The 16,044-nt window shown below is 42.9% G+C and carries 15 protein-coding genes; all 15 read left to right on the forward strand.

Annotated elements, in window-relative coordinates:
- Nucleotides 1-4: 4 nt before the first annotated feature.
- The 15 genes from WC445_00820 to WC445_00890 all read left to right on the forward strand — a co-directional run bounded on the left by WC445_00820 (nt 5) and on the right by WC445_00890 (nt 16,039).
- Nucleotides 5-496, forward strand: a complete 492-nt coding sequence (locus WC445_00820; GenBank protein ID MFA5128487.1) for a hypothetical protein — start codon at nt 5-7, stop codon at nt 494-496.
- Between the two features lie 469 nt (nt 497-965).
- The gene (locus tag WC445_00825; protein ID MFA5128488.1) at nt 966-1,262 is read left to right on the forward strand and encodes an HPF/RaiA family ribosome-associated protein; all 297 of its coding nucleotides are present in this window, start codon (nt 966-968) and stop codon (nt 1,260-1,262) included.
- A 2-nt stretch (nt 1,263-1,264) separates the two neighbouring features.
- On the forward strand, nt 1,265-2,266 hold the full coding sequence (locus WC445_00830) for a carbohydrate kinase family protein (GenBank protein ID MFA5128489.1): 1,002 nt from the start codon (nt 1,265-1,267) through the stop codon (nt 2,264-2,266).
- Between the two features lies 1 nt (nt 2,267).
- Complete coding sequence (gene pduL, locus WC445_00835; GenBank protein MFA5128490.1) at nt 2,268-2,849, forward strand: phosphate propanoyltransferase; 582 nt, start codon at nt 2,268-2,270, stop codon at nt 2,847-2,849.
- A gap of 3 nt (nt 2,850-2,852) precedes the next feature.
- A complete protein-coding gene (locus tag WC445_00840; protein MFA5128491.1) occupies nt 2,853-3,992 on the forward strand; it encodes an acetate kinase in 1,140 nt (379 codons plus the stop codon).
- Between the two features lie 9 nt (nt 3,993-4,001).
- Complete coding sequence (locus tag WC445_00845) at nt 4,002-4,271, forward strand: DUF5654 family protein (GenBank protein ID MFA5128492.1); 270 nt, start codon at nt 4,002-4,004, stop codon at nt 4,269-4,271.
- Entirely contained in the window at nt 4,258-5,889 is a 1,632-nt protein-coding gene (gene murJ / locus WC445_00850) for a murein biosynthesis integral membrane protein MurJ (protein ID MFA5128493.1), read from the forward strand. The genes WC445_00845 and murJ overlap by 14 nt, the downstream gene beginning before the upstream one ends.
- A 2-nt stretch (nt 5,890-5,891) precedes the next feature.
- On the forward strand, nt 5,892-7,673 hold the full coding sequence (gene lepA, locus WC445_00855) for a translation elongation factor 4 (GenBank protein MFA5128494.1): 1,782 nt from the start codon (nt 5,892-5,894) through the stop codon (nt 7,671-7,673).
- Between the two features lie 646 nt (nt 7,674-8,319).
- Nucleotides 8,320-9,399 (forward strand): hypothetical protein, encoded by a 1,080-nt coding sequence (locus WC445_00860; GenBank protein MFA5128495.1) that lies wholly within the window; start codon nt 8,320-8,322, stop codon nt 9,397-9,399.
- Between the two features lie 390 nt (nt 9,400-9,789).
- Nucleotides 9,790-11,514 (forward strand): single-stranded-DNA-specific exonuclease RecJ, encoded by a 1,725-nt coding sequence (gene recJ, locus WC445_00865; protein MFA5128496.1) that lies wholly within the window; start codon nt 9,790-9,792, stop codon nt 11,512-11,514.
- A 3-nt stretch (nt 11,515-11,517) separates the two neighbouring features.
- Nucleotides 11,518-11,691: a hypothetical protein gene (locus tag WC445_00870; protein ID MFA5128497.1), complete on the forward strand. Its 174-nt coding sequence runs from the start codon at nt 11,518-11,520 to the stop codon at nt 11,689-11,691.
- Nucleotides 11,688-12,101: a ribonuclease HI family protein gene (locus tag WC445_00875; protein ID MFA5128498.1), complete on the forward strand. Its 414-nt coding sequence runs from the start codon at nt 11,688-11,690 to the stop codon at nt 12,099-12,101. Before WC445_00870 ends, WC445_00875 begins: the two co-directional genes overlap by 4 nt.
- 20 nt (nt 12,102-12,121) lie before the next feature.
- Nucleotides 12,122-13,702: a hypothetical protein gene (locus WC445_00880; protein MFA5128499.1), complete on the forward strand. Its 1,581-nt coding sequence runs from the start codon at nt 12,122-12,124 to the stop codon at nt 13,700-13,702.
- Nucleotides 13,703-13,766: 64 nt separating this feature from the next.
- Nucleotides 13,767-14,819 (forward strand): type IV pilus assembly protein PilM, encoded by a 1,053-nt coding sequence (gene pilM, locus WC445_00885; GenBank protein MFA5128500.1) that lies wholly within the window; start codon nt 13,767-13,769, stop codon nt 14,817-14,819.
- A 176-nt stretch (nt 14,820-14,995) separates the two neighbouring features.
- The gene (locus WC445_00890; GenBank protein ID MFA5128501.1) at nt 14,996-16,039 is read left to right on the forward strand and encodes a hypothetical protein; all 1,044 of its coding nucleotides are present in this window, start codon (nt 14,996-14,998) and stop codon (nt 16,037-16,039) included.
- Nucleotides 16,040-16,044 lie beyond the last annotated feature (5 nt).

Below are 16,044 nucleotides of genomic sequence, written 5' to 3' on the forward strand. Positions count from 1 at the left end.
TTTTATGCGTGAAAAAATTGGTGCCGCTCCAGAGGGAAAAACCTCAAATTTAAAAACACCGGAAGGTTTTAGCGAGGCGGTAATACGAAAACCGAGCTCGGAAGAAATTTCACGGATTTCAGTGGAAGACACGGCGGAATTGATGAGAAAATTTTTAGGTTTGGCTTGGTTTTTGCCGCATTTAGAAACATACGGCGAAACTCCTGAAGCCGAGCGGGAATTAAAATCAGTAGTTGATAATACTCTTAAAACAATGAGAGAGCTCGATTTGGTACGGGACAGATTGGCTGCAAATAAATTAGACAAGAAATTAGTAGAAAAGAGCCGCGAGGCATTTATTAATCATTTATTTGATTATTTACAATTTGTCAAGGCAAGAATTGAAAGGTTTTTATTGCCATCAGCAAAATATAAAAAACAAGTAGCCGCTGGCGCTTCAGCAGTGCCAGTAAGTTTTAGAGAACTTCTTGAGGCGTATTTGAGAATGGTCCATTAAATGTTTTGAAATAAAAAAAGAGAGCTTGTCGAAGGCTCTCGGTCGGTTCGCGTGTTTGCAAACCGTTTTACGACTTCCGCTGTCGCGTCTCGCGGTAATGTAGAATTATTCCCACGACCGTGATGATGAAGAAGAGTATTTGTACGGCACCAATGCGCCAGGCTCCAGACATGAATGCATCAATTCCGATGCCAAGTTGGCCGAGGAGCGAGAAGATCATGAAGAGTAAAAACTCCCGATCGTAAGTGAGCTTTGTGCCCTTGAGTGAAAGTCGCACCCATGCGATCGCTTGGAGGGTTATCAAGAAATACAGAACGAGTCGAAGTCCGTCCATTAGTTCCTCCTTCTTTACCACAACTTTGTGGTCGTTTAATATTAATGGATATTAGAAAATTGTCAACATAAATTCAGTTTCGTCTTTTAGTGATTTTGTGCTATAATTTGATAATTAATCATTAATATTTTCCATATGCAAATTGACTATTTTTTCAAAAATTTAACCCCGAATGAAAAGAAGTGGTGTGAGGAATATGTTGAGACGAAAATTCCGCAGTTAGAAAAATTAATTCATCGGCAGGCGGAAGATTCAGTCTCGCTCCGAATAAAGGCGGAAAAGTTCAGCACCAATAGCGCTTACAAAATTACTTTCGATTTAAAACTGCCAAAACAAAGTTTTCTCGTGAGCGAGGATGACCATACGATTGTTGAGGCGATTGATTTGGCTAAAGATAAATTGATCGCGCAATTAAAGAAATTAAAAAGATAACTATGGCAAAAAATTTTGACGTCGTGACGATTGGTGGCGCGGCGCGGGATATTACTTTTTATACCAAAGAAGGAAGATTAGTTGCCCAAATGAAAGATCCGTTGCGGCAGAAGCTTTTAGGATTTGAGTACGGCGCGAAAATCAATATTGAAAAATCATTTCAAACTTTTGGCGGAGGAGCGGCGAACGCGGCTGTGGCTTTGGCGCGCTTAGGTTTGAAGACCGCGGCGATCGCGCGAGTCGGAAAAGATGAAGACGGCCGGGCAGTCATCACAAATTTAGTGAAAAATAAAATTGACACAAAATTTATTCAAATTGATCCGGCCGCTAAAACCGGTTTTTCTTTTATTGTAACTTTTGGTCCGGAAGTTGAGCATACGGCGTTTCTATTCCGCGGGGCGAATAATAATTTAAAACTCGCGGCTCGCGATTTAAAATTAAAAACGGACTGGTTTTATGTCGCGTCGCTCTCTGGCGAGGGATGGCGCGGCGTGCTCGATTCCGTGGTCGCAAAAAAAGAAACGCGGCTTGCCTGGAATCCGGGAAACACGCAGCTTGCGGCAGGTCTTTCGGGTTTAAAAAAATACATGGCAAAAACGGCGATATTTTTTGTAAATAAAGATGAGGCAATTCAACTTGTTGTCTCTCTTCCAAAATATAAAAAAGCGAGCACGACTTGGCTAAATCAGCCGAAAAATCTTTTCGGGGTTTTGGCGGAATTTTGTCCGGGAATTTTGGTAATTACCGACGGTGCGAAAGGCGCATATGTTTTTTTTCGCGGGAAAATACATCACCAAATTTCTTTAAGTAAAAAAATTGTGGACACGACCGGGGCTGGCGACACATTTTGCTCAAGCTTTCTCGCCGGCTACATTAATTATTGCGGAGATATTTTAAAAGCCGCCAAACTCGGTGCTATAAACAGCGCTTACAATTTAACTGGCATCGGAGCGCAAGAACCTCTTTTAACTTGGCGCGAGGCCGAAAAATTAATGGGAAAATAATATGAAAACAATAAAAGTAAAAGTGGAAATTTCCGCGCGCCACATTCATCTTAATCAAACTGATTTGGAAAAACTTTTTGGCGCGGGATATGAATTAAAAAAAATAAAAGATTTGTCGCAAGAAGGGGAGTTTGCCGCGGAAGAAACCGTGGCGCTCGTCGGACCAAAAAGAAAATTAGAAAATTTGCGAGTAGTCGGGCCGGTACGCCCAGCGACGCAAATTGAGCTTGCTTACACTGATGCTTTTTCGATTGGCCTTGATGTGCCGCTCCGGATTTCCGGAGATGTGGTCGGTTCGGCCGGGGCGAAAATTATTGGTCCAGCTGGTGAAGTTGATTTAGTTGAAGGTGTAATTGTCGCTAAACGCCATTTACACATTAATCAAAAAGAAGCTGATGAAATTGGCCTTAAAAATGATGATTTGGTAAAAGTTAAAGTCGCGGGTGAGCGGGGATTAGTTTTTGAAAATGTGGTTGTTCGCGTCAAACCTAATTTCCATACTTCAATCCACATTGATACCGACGAAGCCAACGCTTGCGGTTGCGGAAAAGTTTGTAGTTTTGGCGAATTGATTTTGGAATAATTTATGAAATATATTTTAGTTATCAATTCTGGTAGCGCGACGCTGAAGTTTGCACTTTTTGAAAAAGAAACGCTTAAAAAGATTGCTTCAGGAATTGTTGAGCGCATCAATCTGCCTGGGAGTTTTTTAGAATGTAAAATTGGACGCCAAGAATTGAAAATCAATCGCCAAGCTTCTAATCATGAAGCAGCTTTTAAGTTAGTGTTAGAAAAAATTTCTAGCCAATATTCAAAGGAGAATATTCTAATTGTCGGCCATCGCGTTGTTCACGGCGGAGAGGAGTTTACCAAGCCGACGGTTATTACGCCAACGGTATTGAAAAATTTAGCAAAATATGATAAGTTATCGCCGTTGCATAATCCGGCGAATTTGATGGGAATTCGGGCATGCTTGAAGCTTTTGCCTCGCGCTAAAAATGTCGCGGTTTTTGACACGGCATTTTATAAAACTTTACCCGACTACGCCTACACTTACGCTCTTCCGATAGATTTTTATAAGAAGCATGCAATTCGGCGTTATGGTTTTCATGGAATTTCACACGAATTTGTTGCGCACGAGGCGGCAAGAATTTTTAAAAAACCGTTAGCAAAATTAAATTTGATAACATGCCACCTGGGAAGTGGCGCGAGTATTACAGCAATCCGCAACGGCCGGGCGGTGGATACAAGCATGGGCTTTACGCCGCTCGAAGGGCTCGTGATGTCAACGCGTTCCGGCGACCTTGATCCAGCTATTTTGCTTTATTTAATTCGAGAATTAAAATTAAGCCCGCAGGAAGTTGATAATATTTTAAATAAAAAATCGGGTCTTCTCGGTCTTTCGGGGATGGCCGACATGCGTGATGTGCTCACGGCTGCGGGTTATAAAGTAGCGGGATTTAAGGGTAAAAAAGTCGATGCGAAAAAAAGAAAATTAGCTAAACTCGCACTTCAAGTTTTTGTTTATCGGGTACAAAAATATATTGCTGCTTACGCCGGGATTTTAGGAAAAATTGATGCCATAATTTTTACGGCCGGCATTGGAGAGAGAAATAAAACAGTCAGGGATCTAATAATGAAAAATTTAAAAATTTCCGGCCAGCCGAAAATTTTAGCCATTCCGACGAACGAAGAATTGATGATTGTTCGAAAATTAAAAATTTAAGATAAAACCATGGAAGATCAAAAAACATCAATGAAATTAGAAGTGATTGAAAAAATTTCTGGGTTGGCTACAGCTAGTTTGGGTTTGGTGGCGGCTTTGGCTTGGAACGAAGCGATTTTAGAATTATTTAAAAAGATTTTTGGTGAGCAAGGTACGTTAATAGCAAAATTTATTTACGCAGTAGCGGTTACGATTTTAGTCATCTTAATTACAATTCAGTTTGGTAGGGTAATTAATAAATTGAAGGGAAAAACGGAAAAAAAGAATGACATTGCGTAATATTTTTAACGGCGAATCAAAAACTATCACCGGAGCTGCTCTTCTTTTGGGGGCAGCTTCTTTGGCATCCCGTTTTTTGGGAGTTCTTCGTGATAGAGTTTTAGCCGGCGAGTTCGGAGCGGGAGATATGTTGGATATTTATTACGCCGCATTCCGAATTCCGGATTTGATTTTTAATTTATTAATTTTGGGCGCTCTTTCCGCCGGATTTATTCCAATTTTTACTGCCGCGATATGTTCAGCAAAAGAAAAAAATGAACACCCAAAAGAAGCTTGGGAAATAGTAAACAGCGTGATGAATATTATGGGCGTGGCGCTCGCCGTGCTTTGTGGTTTGTTTATGGCATTTGCTCCCTGGATTATTCCCTTGATCACCCCGGGATTTGGATCGGAAAAAATGGCCATGACCATCACAATGACGCAGATAATGATGCTCTCGTCGATTTTTTTGGGTTTTTCCAATATTTTAGGAAGTGTTCTGCAGTCGTTTAAAAGATTTTTTATCTATGCCCTAGCACCGATTTTTTATAATATCGGGATAATTGTTGGCGCGCTGTTTTTTACAAAATGGTGGAATATTTATGGTTTGGCGTGGGGTGTCGTTTTGGGAGCTGCGGCTCATATGTTAATTCAGGCACCTGCTGCCTGGCAGCTGGGATTTCGTTATCGTTTGTTTTTTGATTTAGCTAATAAAAAGATTCGGGCGATTGGAAAAATGATGATTCCAAGAACTCTTGGTCTTGCTGTATCGCAAATAAATTTAGTGGTAATGACAATAATTGCTTCAACTCTGGTTCCGGGGAGTTTAGCTGTTTTTAATTTAGCAAATAATTTACAATATTTTCCGGTGGGAATTATCGGAATTTCTTTTGCCGTGGCTGCTTTTCCGCTTTTGGGAGAATTCGCCGCCGCCGGGAAAAAAGAGGAAATGGTTAAAAGTTTTTCCCACACCACGCGGCAAATTGTTTTTTTTATTGTTCCCGCTTCGGTTTTGCTTTTGGTTCTTCGCGCCCAGATTGTTCGCGTTATTTTCGGCGCCGGATATTTTGATTGGGAAGACACGATTTTGACAGCTGATACGCTCGCGTATTTTGTTTTAAGTTTGTTTGCTCAAGCTTTAATCCCGCTTTTGGCTAGATTCTTTTACGCCCTTCAGGACACTAAGACGCCGTTTTTTATCGGTTTGGTTTCGGCAGTAATAAATATTTTAGCTGCGGTTTTTTTGGTAAAACCTTGGGGTGTCGCGGGTTTGGCCATGGCTTTTTCAATTGCCTCAATTTTAAATTTTTGTTTACTTTGGATAATGCTTCGGATAAAATTCGGGCCGCTTGATGAAGGGAATATTTTAAAATCAACTTTTAAAATTTCCGCTGCGGCTTCGCTTATGGCTTTTGCCGCGCAAACGATGAAATCCATTCTCGCGCCTTACGTTGATATGCAGACATTTTTGGGTGTGCTTGGGCAAGGGTTTGGCGCGGGAACTGTGGGAATTTTTATTTTTTCTGTTGTCGCTTTAGTTCTCGGCTCCCGTGAGATGGCTGCCCTCCGCGACGCCATAAAATATAAATTATTTAGAATAAAACGGCCGATTGTTAATATTGAGGAAGGCCCGAGATAATTATGCAGCAAGATAAGATTAGGAATTTTTGTATCATCGCTCATATTGATCACGGAAAGTCGACGCTCGCCGACCGTCTTTTGGAATTTACCGGAACCGTGTCGCGGCGGGAAATGAAAAATCAACTGCTTGATATGATGGATTTGGAACGAGAGCGGGGGATTACGATAAAATTGCAGCCGGTTAGAATGAATTACAAAGATTTTATTTTAAATTTGATTGATACTCCCGGTCATGTTGATTTTAATTATGAAGTTTCTCGTTCGCTTGCCGCAGTGGAAGGCGCTCTGCTTTTGGTTGACGCGACTCAAGGAGTTCAGGCACAAACCCTGGGAAATTTATATTTGGCCTTAGAACAGAATTTAGCGATTATTCCGGTTGTCAATAAAGTTGATTTAAAAAACGCTGAAGTAGAAAAAACAGTTCAGGAAATTGTGGCTCTTGTCGGCTGTAAAAAAGAAGAAGTGATTTTGGCGTCTGGAAAAACCGGTGTTGGGGTGCCGGAAATTTTGGAAGCGGTTGTTAAAAAAGTTCCGCCGCCGGTTGGTGAAATTAATAATCCTCTCCGAGCTCTTATTTTTGATTCCAAATACGATGATTATAAAGGCGTGGTGGCTTACGTCCGAGCTGTTGATGGCGAAGTAAAACGTGGCGACAAGATGTTTTTAATGGCTACAAAAACTGAAAGTGAAGTTTTGGAAGTAGGGTATTTTAAACCAAAGTTTCAGCCAGCCGAAAAATTATCGGTCGGGGAAATTGGTTATATTGTTACGGGTTTGAAAGAAATTGAAAAGTGTAGAGTTGGCGATACGGTTACTGCTCGTGGTTCAGAGTTAATGGTTCAAAGTTTGCCCGGCTACAAAGAAGTTAAGCCCATGGTTTTCGCGGGAATTTTTTGCAAAGAAGGGGATGATTTTCCGAAACTCAGAGAGGCGATTTTAAAATTAAAACTAAACGACGCATCGCTTACTTTTGAAACAGAACAATCCAAGGCTTTGGGATTTGGTTTTCGGTGCGGTCTTTTGGGACTTCTCCACCTTGAAATAGTGGAAGAGCGACTGCGACGGGAACATAATCTTGATGTTATTGTTACGGTGCCGTCCGTGGCTTACCGTATTACTACGGCAAAAAATGAAGTGATAATTGTAAAAAGTCCGATGGAGTTGCCCGATCCGTCACACGTAAAATTGATTGAAGAGCCATGGATTAAAATTGATGTTGTTTCCCCCGGAAATTTTATTGGTGGAATTATGCAGATGGTTCAGGAAAAGAGAGGGGTGTATCAGAACACGGAATATCTTGACGCTGATCGGGTAATTTTACATTATGAAATTCCTCTCTCGGCAATTCTTGTGGATTTTTATGACAAATTAAAAAGTGTAAGTTCTGGTTATGCATCCTTGAATTATGAATTTTTTGGATATAAAAAAGCCGACGTTGTAAAAATGGATATTTTGGTCGCGAGCGAACCAGTTGAAGCGTTGGCCACAATTGTTTACCGCGATACGGCTCAGGACGTTGGTCGGAGGATTGTTCAGTCTTTGAAAAAAGTTTTGCCGCGGCAGATGTTTGAAGTTAAAATCCAGGCGGCACTTGGCGGAAAAATTGTTGCTTCAGAACATTTGCCAGCGATGAAAAAAGACGTGACTGCTAAACTTTACGGGGGAGATGTAACACGCAAGAACAAACTTTTGGAAAAACAGAAAAAAGGTAAGAAAAAAATGAAAGCTTTGGGCAAGGTTGATATTCCACCAGAGGCATTTTTAGCGGTTTTGAAAAAATAGCGAACGAGATGGAGTGGCACCGCCTTGCGGTGCCAAAAAGTAACAGCGCAAGGCGCTGTCATTCCGGAATCCACGCGAAAAGCGTGGATTTTTATATTGGCGTGGAGTTGTTTGAATTAGTATATATTAGCAATAATTATGACAATTTATTTTGGCTAATTTAAGCTAAAATAATGAATTTTTTGGGAAATAGTGTCAGAAACCCTTGACAAAATACGGAATATATGTTATACTTACTTGTTAAGCTGAAATAGGCTTAAAGATTAAAAAAAGTGCTTGTCGTGCTGGAACAGATGCGCTTCGCGCGCTGTTCTCCTACGAATTACGAATCTATTACGAATATACGAATAGATTACGCACATTGAAAAAAGTGCCAGAGAAACTTGGAGGAGGAAAGTCTTCGTGAACCATTAATTGGTAACCACGAGACCCGGCATGAGGTTCAATTAAATTTCGGTGTCCGTCCTGCGGATTACTAAAAGTTAATTGACCAAAATGCCACCGGCCAGTCCTGTGTTATCAGGACAGGCCAACTCACCTCCAAATTCCTCTGGCACACTCCGTAGAATCGGAGAGCCAAAGGTCAGATCGTGGATGGTTCCCGGTCTGATTTTTCATAACTGCCAAGAGAAGAAGGAGATTGGATATGGCGGAAGCGACGAAGATCGTCCCGGTGCCGGCAGGCACCCTGACCGACGAGGATTACGAGGAAATGATCGTCGCCGCCATGCCGTCTCCCGTGGAGACGCAGGTGGCGCCGACCCTGGTCGTGACCGAGCCGGAGAAGCCGGCCGAGCCCAAGAAGCGGCGGGTTTGCAGCAAGTGCGGCCACCACGACGGGAACAGCGTCGGCAGGATCAGGCGTGGTCGACTGGCCGAGAAGTGGGACAAGGAGCGGGGCATCAGGGTGTACTACGTCGATTGGTTCTGCCAGCCCTGCCTCGACCGCGAGTCCGAATTGCTCGAGCTCGAATGCGATCCGCGTCCGGTCGGCAAGGGCGGATACCTCATCGCCCTTTGCGGCCTCCGGAACAAGGAGGAGGCCGAGCGCTACGCCGCTCGGACCGCCAGGGAGCGGTACCAGGTGGCGAAGGCCACATGGCTCGCCATCCTGGCGGGCGAGAAGCCCTTCCTCGAGAACGTCGAGAGGGAGACGGGGTGCTGCGAGTTCGGCGGCTGCGACACCGAAGTGGACGCCGAGGTGTTCGCTGTCGTGAACGGCCAGCTTCGCCGCTTCTGTCGCCTCCACGCCGAGACGCTGCGGGAGATCAAGGTGAAGGGGCGGAACAAAGACCCGCGCCTCATGGCCTGGCGAGGTCCGGAAGCTGAGGCCAAGTGCCAGCGGCACTTGGCCTGGCTCAGGCACCAGGCCAAGGAAGCCGAGCGCCGCGCGACCCCGGCGAGCCCCGAGTTCGTCGATCGTCTGAAGGGCGTCTTCGACCGTCGCTCCAACGATGAGCGCAAGGCCGACAGGAGCGAGGCGTCTCGGACCGCCAAGGAGCGGCAGGCGGCCTACGCCGCGGCGCTTCGGAACGGCGGGAGCCTCGCTGACGTCGTGTCCGTGTCCGAAGAGACGGTCGAGACCAGGGACGACGGCTCGGATCCGGTCTGGGCCGAGATCGTCGCCCACAACCACGCGGTCGACGCCCGCTGCGCCGGCAAGCGCAAGAAGGGTGGCGGCAAGAAGGACGGCAAGGACAAGGGCGGCAAGAACAAGCGCCGCTAGCCGTCCCCTCGGTTCGTTCCTTTCAATATTTTCTTGGAGCAAGTAGTCTGTGCAATGCAGACACTGTTTGCAAATCGAGAAATCGAGGCGTGACAGGATCTTGCTCCAAGTCCCTTTCCTCTGAATCAGTATAAGTTGGTTTGGAGGAAAGGGATTAATAACAAAAACAAAATTTTAGTCATTTTTGACTATATTTAAATCCCATACAAGAACACTGCCGCTTGGCGGTGTTTTTGTTTTAAAAGATGTGCTATAATAGTCCAATATTTATTTCTTAATTTATTTATGAAAAAAAGAAATTTATTGAAAATCGTTTGGATAATTTTAAGCGCCATGATTGTTTTTTCAATGGTTATTTGGACGGTAGCCCCGATGTTTTAAATTGAGTTTATGAAGTGGAAAATTGCTGAACAAATCAATGGGGAGTTTAAAAATAAATTTCCGGAGATTGATCCGGTGATTTTGCAATTACTGGCAAATCGGGGAATTAAAACTCAGGAGCAGATTGACGAATTTTTATATCCTGATTACAGCCAGGATATTCATGATCCATATCTTTTTTTAGATATGGAAAAAGCAGTGGAAAGAATTTTTTTGGCTTTAGAAAAAAAAGAAAAAATAATAGTACACGGCGATTACGACGCTGACGGAGTTTGTTCGGCGTTAGTTGTGGTTTCTACTCTTTTAGCTATGGGAGCTGATGTTCAGGTTTATTTGCCTCATCGCGAACTTGAGGGTTATGGATTGAATATGCAGACTGTGGAAGAACTTGGAAAAAATGGAGTGAATTTAATTATCACAACAGATTGTGGCATTAGCAATCGTCTGGAAATAAAAAGAGCTGCGGAACTTGGGATAGACGTAATTATTACCGACCATCACGCCGAGCCCCCGAATTTGCCGGAAGCGGCGTTTGCGATTATTGATCCGCACCTTTCTCGTGAGAAATATCCATTTCGCGACTTGGCTGGGGCGGGAGTTGCTTTTAAATTAGTTCAGGCGATTTTAAAAAGTCCACAGTTTAAATTCGGCGGTTTGCAGTTTGACCCTGAGGCTTTTGAAAAATGGTTATTGGATTTAGTAGCAATTGCTACGATTACTGATATAATGCCTCTTTTGGGAGAAAACCGGACTTTGGTAAAACATGGGCTTTTGGTTTTAAATAAAACTCAGCGCATTGGTTTAAAAAAATTAGTTGAATCGTTGGGATTAAATAAAAATAAAGATCTTGATGCGAAAAATGTTGCTTTTCAAATTGGACCGCGCCTTAACGCCGCTGGCAGAATAGATCATGCTAATCAAGCGTATGAACTTTTAAAAATCGATGATGTGGTTGAAGTCCAAAATTTGGTTGACGCCCTAAATAAAACAAATGAAGGCAGGCAAGGTTTAAGCGAGCGCGTGATGGCCGAAGCCAAGGCGCAAATTGGGGAAGATATTGGCGAGCAAAAAGTTTTATTTGCAAAAGGCGACGGGTGGCCGGTTGGGATTGTTGGTTTGGTTGCAGGGAAAATCGCTGAAAATTTTTGGCGACCGACTTTTATTATGACAGAGAGAGAGGAGGATATAATGGGTTCTGGCAGAAGTATTCCAGAGTTTGATATTACAGAAGGGCTTCACGAGGCAAAAGATTTTTTATCTCATTATGGCGGACACGCCGGCGCTTGCGGCTTTACTTTAAAAAATAAAAAAGATTTAAAAAAATTTGAAAAAATATTGAAAAAATTTGTGGAGCAAAAATTATCTGGATTAGAGCTTGTGCCGACATTGAATATTGATGCAGAAGTGCGTTTGGAAAAAATAAACTGGGAATTGTTTGAACTTTTGGAAAAATTTGCGCCATTTGGCAAGGCAAATGAGCGGCCGCGGTATTTAGGACGAGAATTTACAGTGGAAAGTTTTGAAAGTGTGGGGACAAATGGGAATCATCTTAGAACAAATTTGAGCCAGGGGAATGGTGTCCGAAAAAAATTTATCGGGTTTTGTTTTGGTGAGTGGTGTCGGAAATTAAAAGTTGGGGATAAGATTGATGTGGTTTTTGAGGTTGATGTTAATGAGTGGAATGGAAATAGGGAACTGCAGATGAAAATTATTGATTTAAAATTGAGTGAATAATTTATGATTTATAACAAACTTCAAATTTTTACCGACGGCGGCGCGCGAGGTAATCCCGGACCGTCGGCGCTTCGCGCCTCTTTAAAACCCCTCGGTTTTAATATTTCCGCTACGGGAAAACTGCGCTTTCCCGACCCCTTTCCCTCGGTCCGGGCGTTATTTTATTTAACATTATGATTTATAATAAACTTCAAATTTTTACCGACGGCGGCGCGCGAGGTAATCCCGGACCGTCCGGCATCGGCGTTGTGATTTGGTCTGGAAATGAATTAGTTGGTCAGTATAAAAAATATATTGGCGAGGCGACTAATAATCAGGCCGAATATAAGGCGGTAATTTTGGCTCTTGAAGAAGCCAAAAAATTGAGCCCGACTGAGCTGGAATTTTTTCTTGATAGTGAATTGGTTGTGAAACAATTAAATCGTGAATATAAAGTAAAGGATAAAGAGCTGGCGCCGCTTTTTGTTCAGGTTTGGAATTTAAGTATGGGATTTAAAAAGGTGACTTTTACGCACGTGCCGCGAGAGAAAAATAAGGAAGCGGATAAATTAGTTAATGAAGCGATGGATGAGGCGACGCGAAAGTGATTTTGTGCTATAATTAAAGCATGAAACAGGCAAGAAAAATTCTTGGCGGAAAAATTTTTAAATTAGCGCTGATTTTTGTTTTTATTTTTTTAGTCGGCGCTTTTTTGTTAGTAAAAGAAAAAATTAAAGAAGTGCGGGCGGGCGAGGATGATAATGTAGCTGGCTGGGCGTGGTCGTCAGATAATTTTGGCTGGTTTTCGGCTAATTGTTCAAATTTGGGATTATGTCCTGATGTTGGGAGAATTGATTATGGAATGAATGTGGAAGATGACGGAACGGTTAGTGGTTATCTTTGGTCAGAAAACATTGGTTGGGTACGTTTCAGCAATCCTGAAGGAGAACTTGCGCCCGGCGGGGCAATAGCCAGAGCAATTTATGATAGAGTTCTTGGCAGAATTACCGGTTGGGCAAAAGTTTTGGCATTAGGTGATGGAGGGTGGTTGAAGCTTCGCGGGCCTGACGCTGGAATGCCAGGCGGGCCGTATCGCGCGTGCGCTGATTGCCAGGATGTGGAAATTCCCGGCGATCCGCCGACAATTGATTATCAATGCAATGTTTGTTTTACTGATAAATTTCCCGATCCGTCAGAAACGGGAGTTGGGAATATTTGCGGCCAGTGTTCTAATTGTGTTCGGGGAGCGCTGGAAGATACTTGCGCGGCTTGCACCTTTTGTGATAAATACGGCGTATCGGTTGATCGGCAAAACGGCAGAATTATCGGCTGGGCATGGAATGGAAATAATGATCCGGCGGTCGGAGTTGGATGGATCAATTTTTCACCGACTCCGGGCGGTCTTGGTTTGTCTTCGCCCTGGCTTGAAACAAAATATGGAGAAATTTATGGAAAACTTTCGGTTGAATCACCTAGCGCTTTTGTGGAATTAATTAATAAATACAACGCGACTTATTGCATTTTATCCACGGGCGCCATTACGAATTTTAGAAGTGGCGAGGGGTGTATTAGAACACCGTTTGAAAATTTTGATTTTCCCAAGGCAGGCAATCTTTACACCAACATTTTCGGTAAAATTGACTTAGCGGGAATTTCAGCGGGAAAGTATGGGTTGGTAAAAAATATTGCGGGCGAGGCAGACATCCCGGATTTACTCGCCGGCAAGGTTTATTATAAAAATGGTGATTTAACAATTGGTGCTAAAACTTTTAGTAATGGTTCGGGACGGCAAGATGGATCGGGCCTAATAGTCGTTAAAGGAAATTTAACGATTACCGGTAATCTTTCATATCAAGCCGGGGCGGTTATGAATTTAAAAAATTTAGCTTCAGTCGGCTGGCTCGTGCTTGACGACGGTTCTAAAACAAAAGGAAAAATAATTATTAATCCGTCAGTGGAAAAATTAGTGGGGGCGTTTTACGCGGAACAAGAAATCAGCACCGGAACAACTAATAATCGTCGGACTGACCTATCCCTCACGGTTCGCGGGTTAATGTTAGCCAAAAAATTAAATTTTGAGCGGCTTTGGCAGTCGGCGGAGCGCGGTTCGGAACAGGTTATTTATGATGGCCGGGTGCTTGCCAATACACCACCCGGAATGGCCGATTTAATGAGAGCTTTGCCTATTTGGCGAGAAGCAGCGCCGTAAATTGGTTATTGGTTTATTTTTGTGTTATAATAAATTAATTGTTAAGCGTTAACTGTTTTAAAATATGACCAAAAGTTTTTTGGGTGTTGATTTGGGCGCGACGAGCATTAAAATTGTTGAATTAAAAGAAGAAGCAGGGAGGCCGAGGCTTTTAACTTACGGTTATACGGAACAAAGCGTTGGTTATCCGGAAAAAGAATTTACAGAAACCCCCGAGCGGGCGATTGATTTAATTAAAAAAATTTCCATTAAAGCAAGAACCGTTTCCAAACAAGCAGTGGCGGCGTTGCCCTCTGCCTCGGTTTTTAGTTCGGTAATCAATATCCCAGCCGCGCCGGGCAAAGATTTGGCTGAAGCGGTGCGTTGGGAGGCGAAGAAGATCATTCCGTTGCCTTTAGAAGAGATGATTTTAGATTGGAAAGTTTTGACTCCAGAAGCTGCGGTTGGCGCCACCGTGCCGGTCATGCCGCAAAAGACGACCAGAGTTTTACTTACGGCAGCAGCAAAAAATTTAGTTAAAAAATATTTGGATATTTTTAAGGGCGCCGGTTTAAATTTAATAAGTTTGGAGACGGAAACTTTTGCCTTGGTCAGAGCTCTGGTTGGCGTTGATAAATCCACAGTGATTGTCGTGGATATGGGCGCGGCAAGCACAGCCATTTCCATTATCGAAAATGGTGTGCCTTTTTTAAACCGCTCTTTAAATGTCGGAGGAATAAATATTACCAAAGAAATCGCGGCGAGCCTTGGAACTGATTTTAATCAGGCTGAACAGATGAAATACGATGTTGGAATGACGTCGGGCGCGGGCGGAGGAGTCTCGAAAATTGTAGAAAGAGCGTTATCAATGCTTTTGAATGAAATTAAATATTGCGCGAACATTTATCAAAATCAGGAAGGTGGAGCAGGGAAGAAAATTGAAAAAGTAATTTTAACCGGCGGCGGAGCGCTTCTTCCAAATTTTGTTGAATATCTTTCGGGCGCGCTAAATATGAGAGTTTACGCAGGCAATCCTTGGGCAAGAATAATTTATCCCGAGGAACTCCGTCCTATTTTAGATCAGATTGGACCAAAATTTTCCGTAGCAATCGGTCTCGCGATGCGCGAATTGGAATAAACTAAAAATAAAAGATATATTGTTTTTTGCGTTGGTATTATTTCGAAGTTATGCCCCGCTAGAAATCGTCGGCAGAAAATTTTTATCAAAATTTTTTATTTGTGCAAAACGGGGCGGGCAGAATATTTTGTTATAGGGCAGACACTAAATAATTTTATTCAGATTTTTAACGGGGTATGCCCAACGGAAATAAAAATAGCGGGAATGATGACATAGAACTTTTGCCGGTTGAACTCCGGAGGCCGGAAGAGAAAAAGAAAAAGGAAGAAAAACAAGAAGTAAAATTATTCGTTCCCGAAACGGAAGAAAAATCCCAAAAATCAACTTTCATGGGAAAATTTTTTGGTTTGAAATCTGCTCCAAAACCCATGGGTTCGCCAAAACCAGCCGCACCTCCACCGGAATCAGCCACAGAATCAGATCTGTCGGTTTTTAAAATGCAAAAAGAAGTTCCTAATGTCACTCCGCCGACATCAGTTTTTTCTAGGTCAACACCCCCGCAACCGCGAGAAATTGTTCCTCCGCCAGCAAAACCGCCCGCGGAACAAAGACCCGCGCCACCGCAAAAAATTGAACCAAAGCGCTCGCAAAATGGTGCGTCAAAAGGGAAATTATCAAAACCGTCAGGAGAAAAAATATCGCTTAGTCAGAAGCTCGGCATCACTTTGATTCCAGAGGAAGAATCGGCGGTTAAAGAAAAAAGAAAAACGTCAAGGAAGGCGATCCTCCTGATTGTCGTGGCAATTATTTTAGTGTTAATCGGCGGGGGGTCATATTGGGCGTTAAAATGGTATCAGGGACAGGTTGATTTAGATTTACAAAAAGTTGAGGCAGATTTGAGCGTGATTAACGAAAAAAATAAAGCGTTGGATTCAGAAAAAACTCAGGCTCAATTTTTTCAGAAAAAATTAAAAACTGCTGATAAACTTTTGGAAAATCATATTTATTGGACAAACTTTTTTTCTTTTTTAGAAAAAAATACCGTAGCGGATGTTTATTTTGTTAATTTAATCGGTGGGAGCGACGGACAGATTGTTATGTCGGGGGTGGCGAAAAGTTACAGAGCGATGGCAAGGCAGATTGTCGCCCTTAAGGCAGATGACAGGGTTTCTAAGGTTTCCGTTCTTTCCGCTTCAGCAAGCGTGGATACGGAAGGGAATGTGACGGAAATTGATTTTGACGCGAAGCTGCAGATTAATTCGGAAATTTTTCTGAAATAAAAAGA

Source organism: Patescibacteria group bacterium, from assembly GCA_041650995.1.
Classification (GTDB): Bacteria; Patescibacteriota; Patescibacteriia; order XYB2-FULL-38-15; family XYB2-FULL-38-15; genus JAHIRI01.

Excerpts from the sequence above, each read along its gene's own strand:
- WC445_00820 (MFA5128487.1), top strand. The coding sequence starts at position 5 with ATGCGTGAAAAAATTGGTGCCGCTCCAGAGGGAAAAACCTCAAATTTA.
- WC445_00825 (MFA5128488.1), top strand. The coding sequence starts at position 966 with ATGCAAATTGACTATTTTTTCAAAAATTTAACCCCGAATGAAAAGAAG.
- WC445_00830 (MFA5128489.1), top strand. The coding sequence starts at position 1,265 with ATGGCAAAAAATTTTGACGTCGTGACGATTGGTGGCGCGGCGCGGGAT.
- pduL (MFA5128490.1), top strand. The coding sequence starts at position 2,268 with ATGAAAACAATAAAAGTAAAAGTGGAAATTTCCGCGCGCCACATTCAT.
- WC445_00840 (MFA5128491.1), top strand. The coding sequence starts at position 2,853 with ATGAAATATATTTTAGTTATCAATTCTGGTAGCGCGACGCTGAAGTTT.
- WC445_00845 (MFA5128492.1), top strand. The coding sequence starts at position 4,002 with ATGGAAGATCAAAAAACATCAATGAAATTAGAAGTGATTGAAAAAATT.
- murJ (MFA5128493.1), top strand. The coding sequence starts at position 4,258 with ATGACATTGCGTAATATTTTTAACGGCGAATCAAAAACTATCACCGGA.
- lepA (MFA5128494.1), top strand. The coding sequence starts at position 5,892 with ATGCAGCAAGATAAGATTAGGAATTTTTGTATCATCGCTCATATTGAT.
- WC445_00860 (MFA5128495.1), top strand. The coding sequence starts at position 8,320 with ATGGCGGAAGCGACGAAGATCGTCCCGGTGCCGGCAGGCACCCTGACC.
- recJ (MFA5128496.1), top strand. The coding sequence starts at position 9,790 with ATGAAGTGGAAAATTGCTGAACAAATCAATGGGGAGTTTAAAAATAAA.
- WC445_00870 (MFA5128497.1), top strand. The coding sequence starts at position 11,518 with ATGATTTATAACAAACTTCAAATTTTTACCGACGGCGGCGCGCGAGGT.
- WC445_00875 (MFA5128498.1), top strand. The coding sequence starts at position 11,688 with ATGATTTATAATAAACTTCAAATTTTTACCGACGGCGGCGCGCGAGGT.
- WC445_00880 (MFA5128499.1), top strand. The coding sequence starts at position 12,122 with ATGAAACAGGCAAGAAAAATTCTTGGCGGAAAAATTTTTAAATTAGCG.
- pilM (MFA5128500.1), top strand. The coding sequence starts at position 13,767 with ATGACCAAAAGTTTTTTGGGTGTTGATTTGGGCGCGACGAGCATTAAA.
- WC445_00890 (MFA5128501.1), top strand. The coding sequence starts at position 14,996 with ATGCCCAACGGAAATAAAAATAGCGGGAATGATGACATAGAACTTTTG.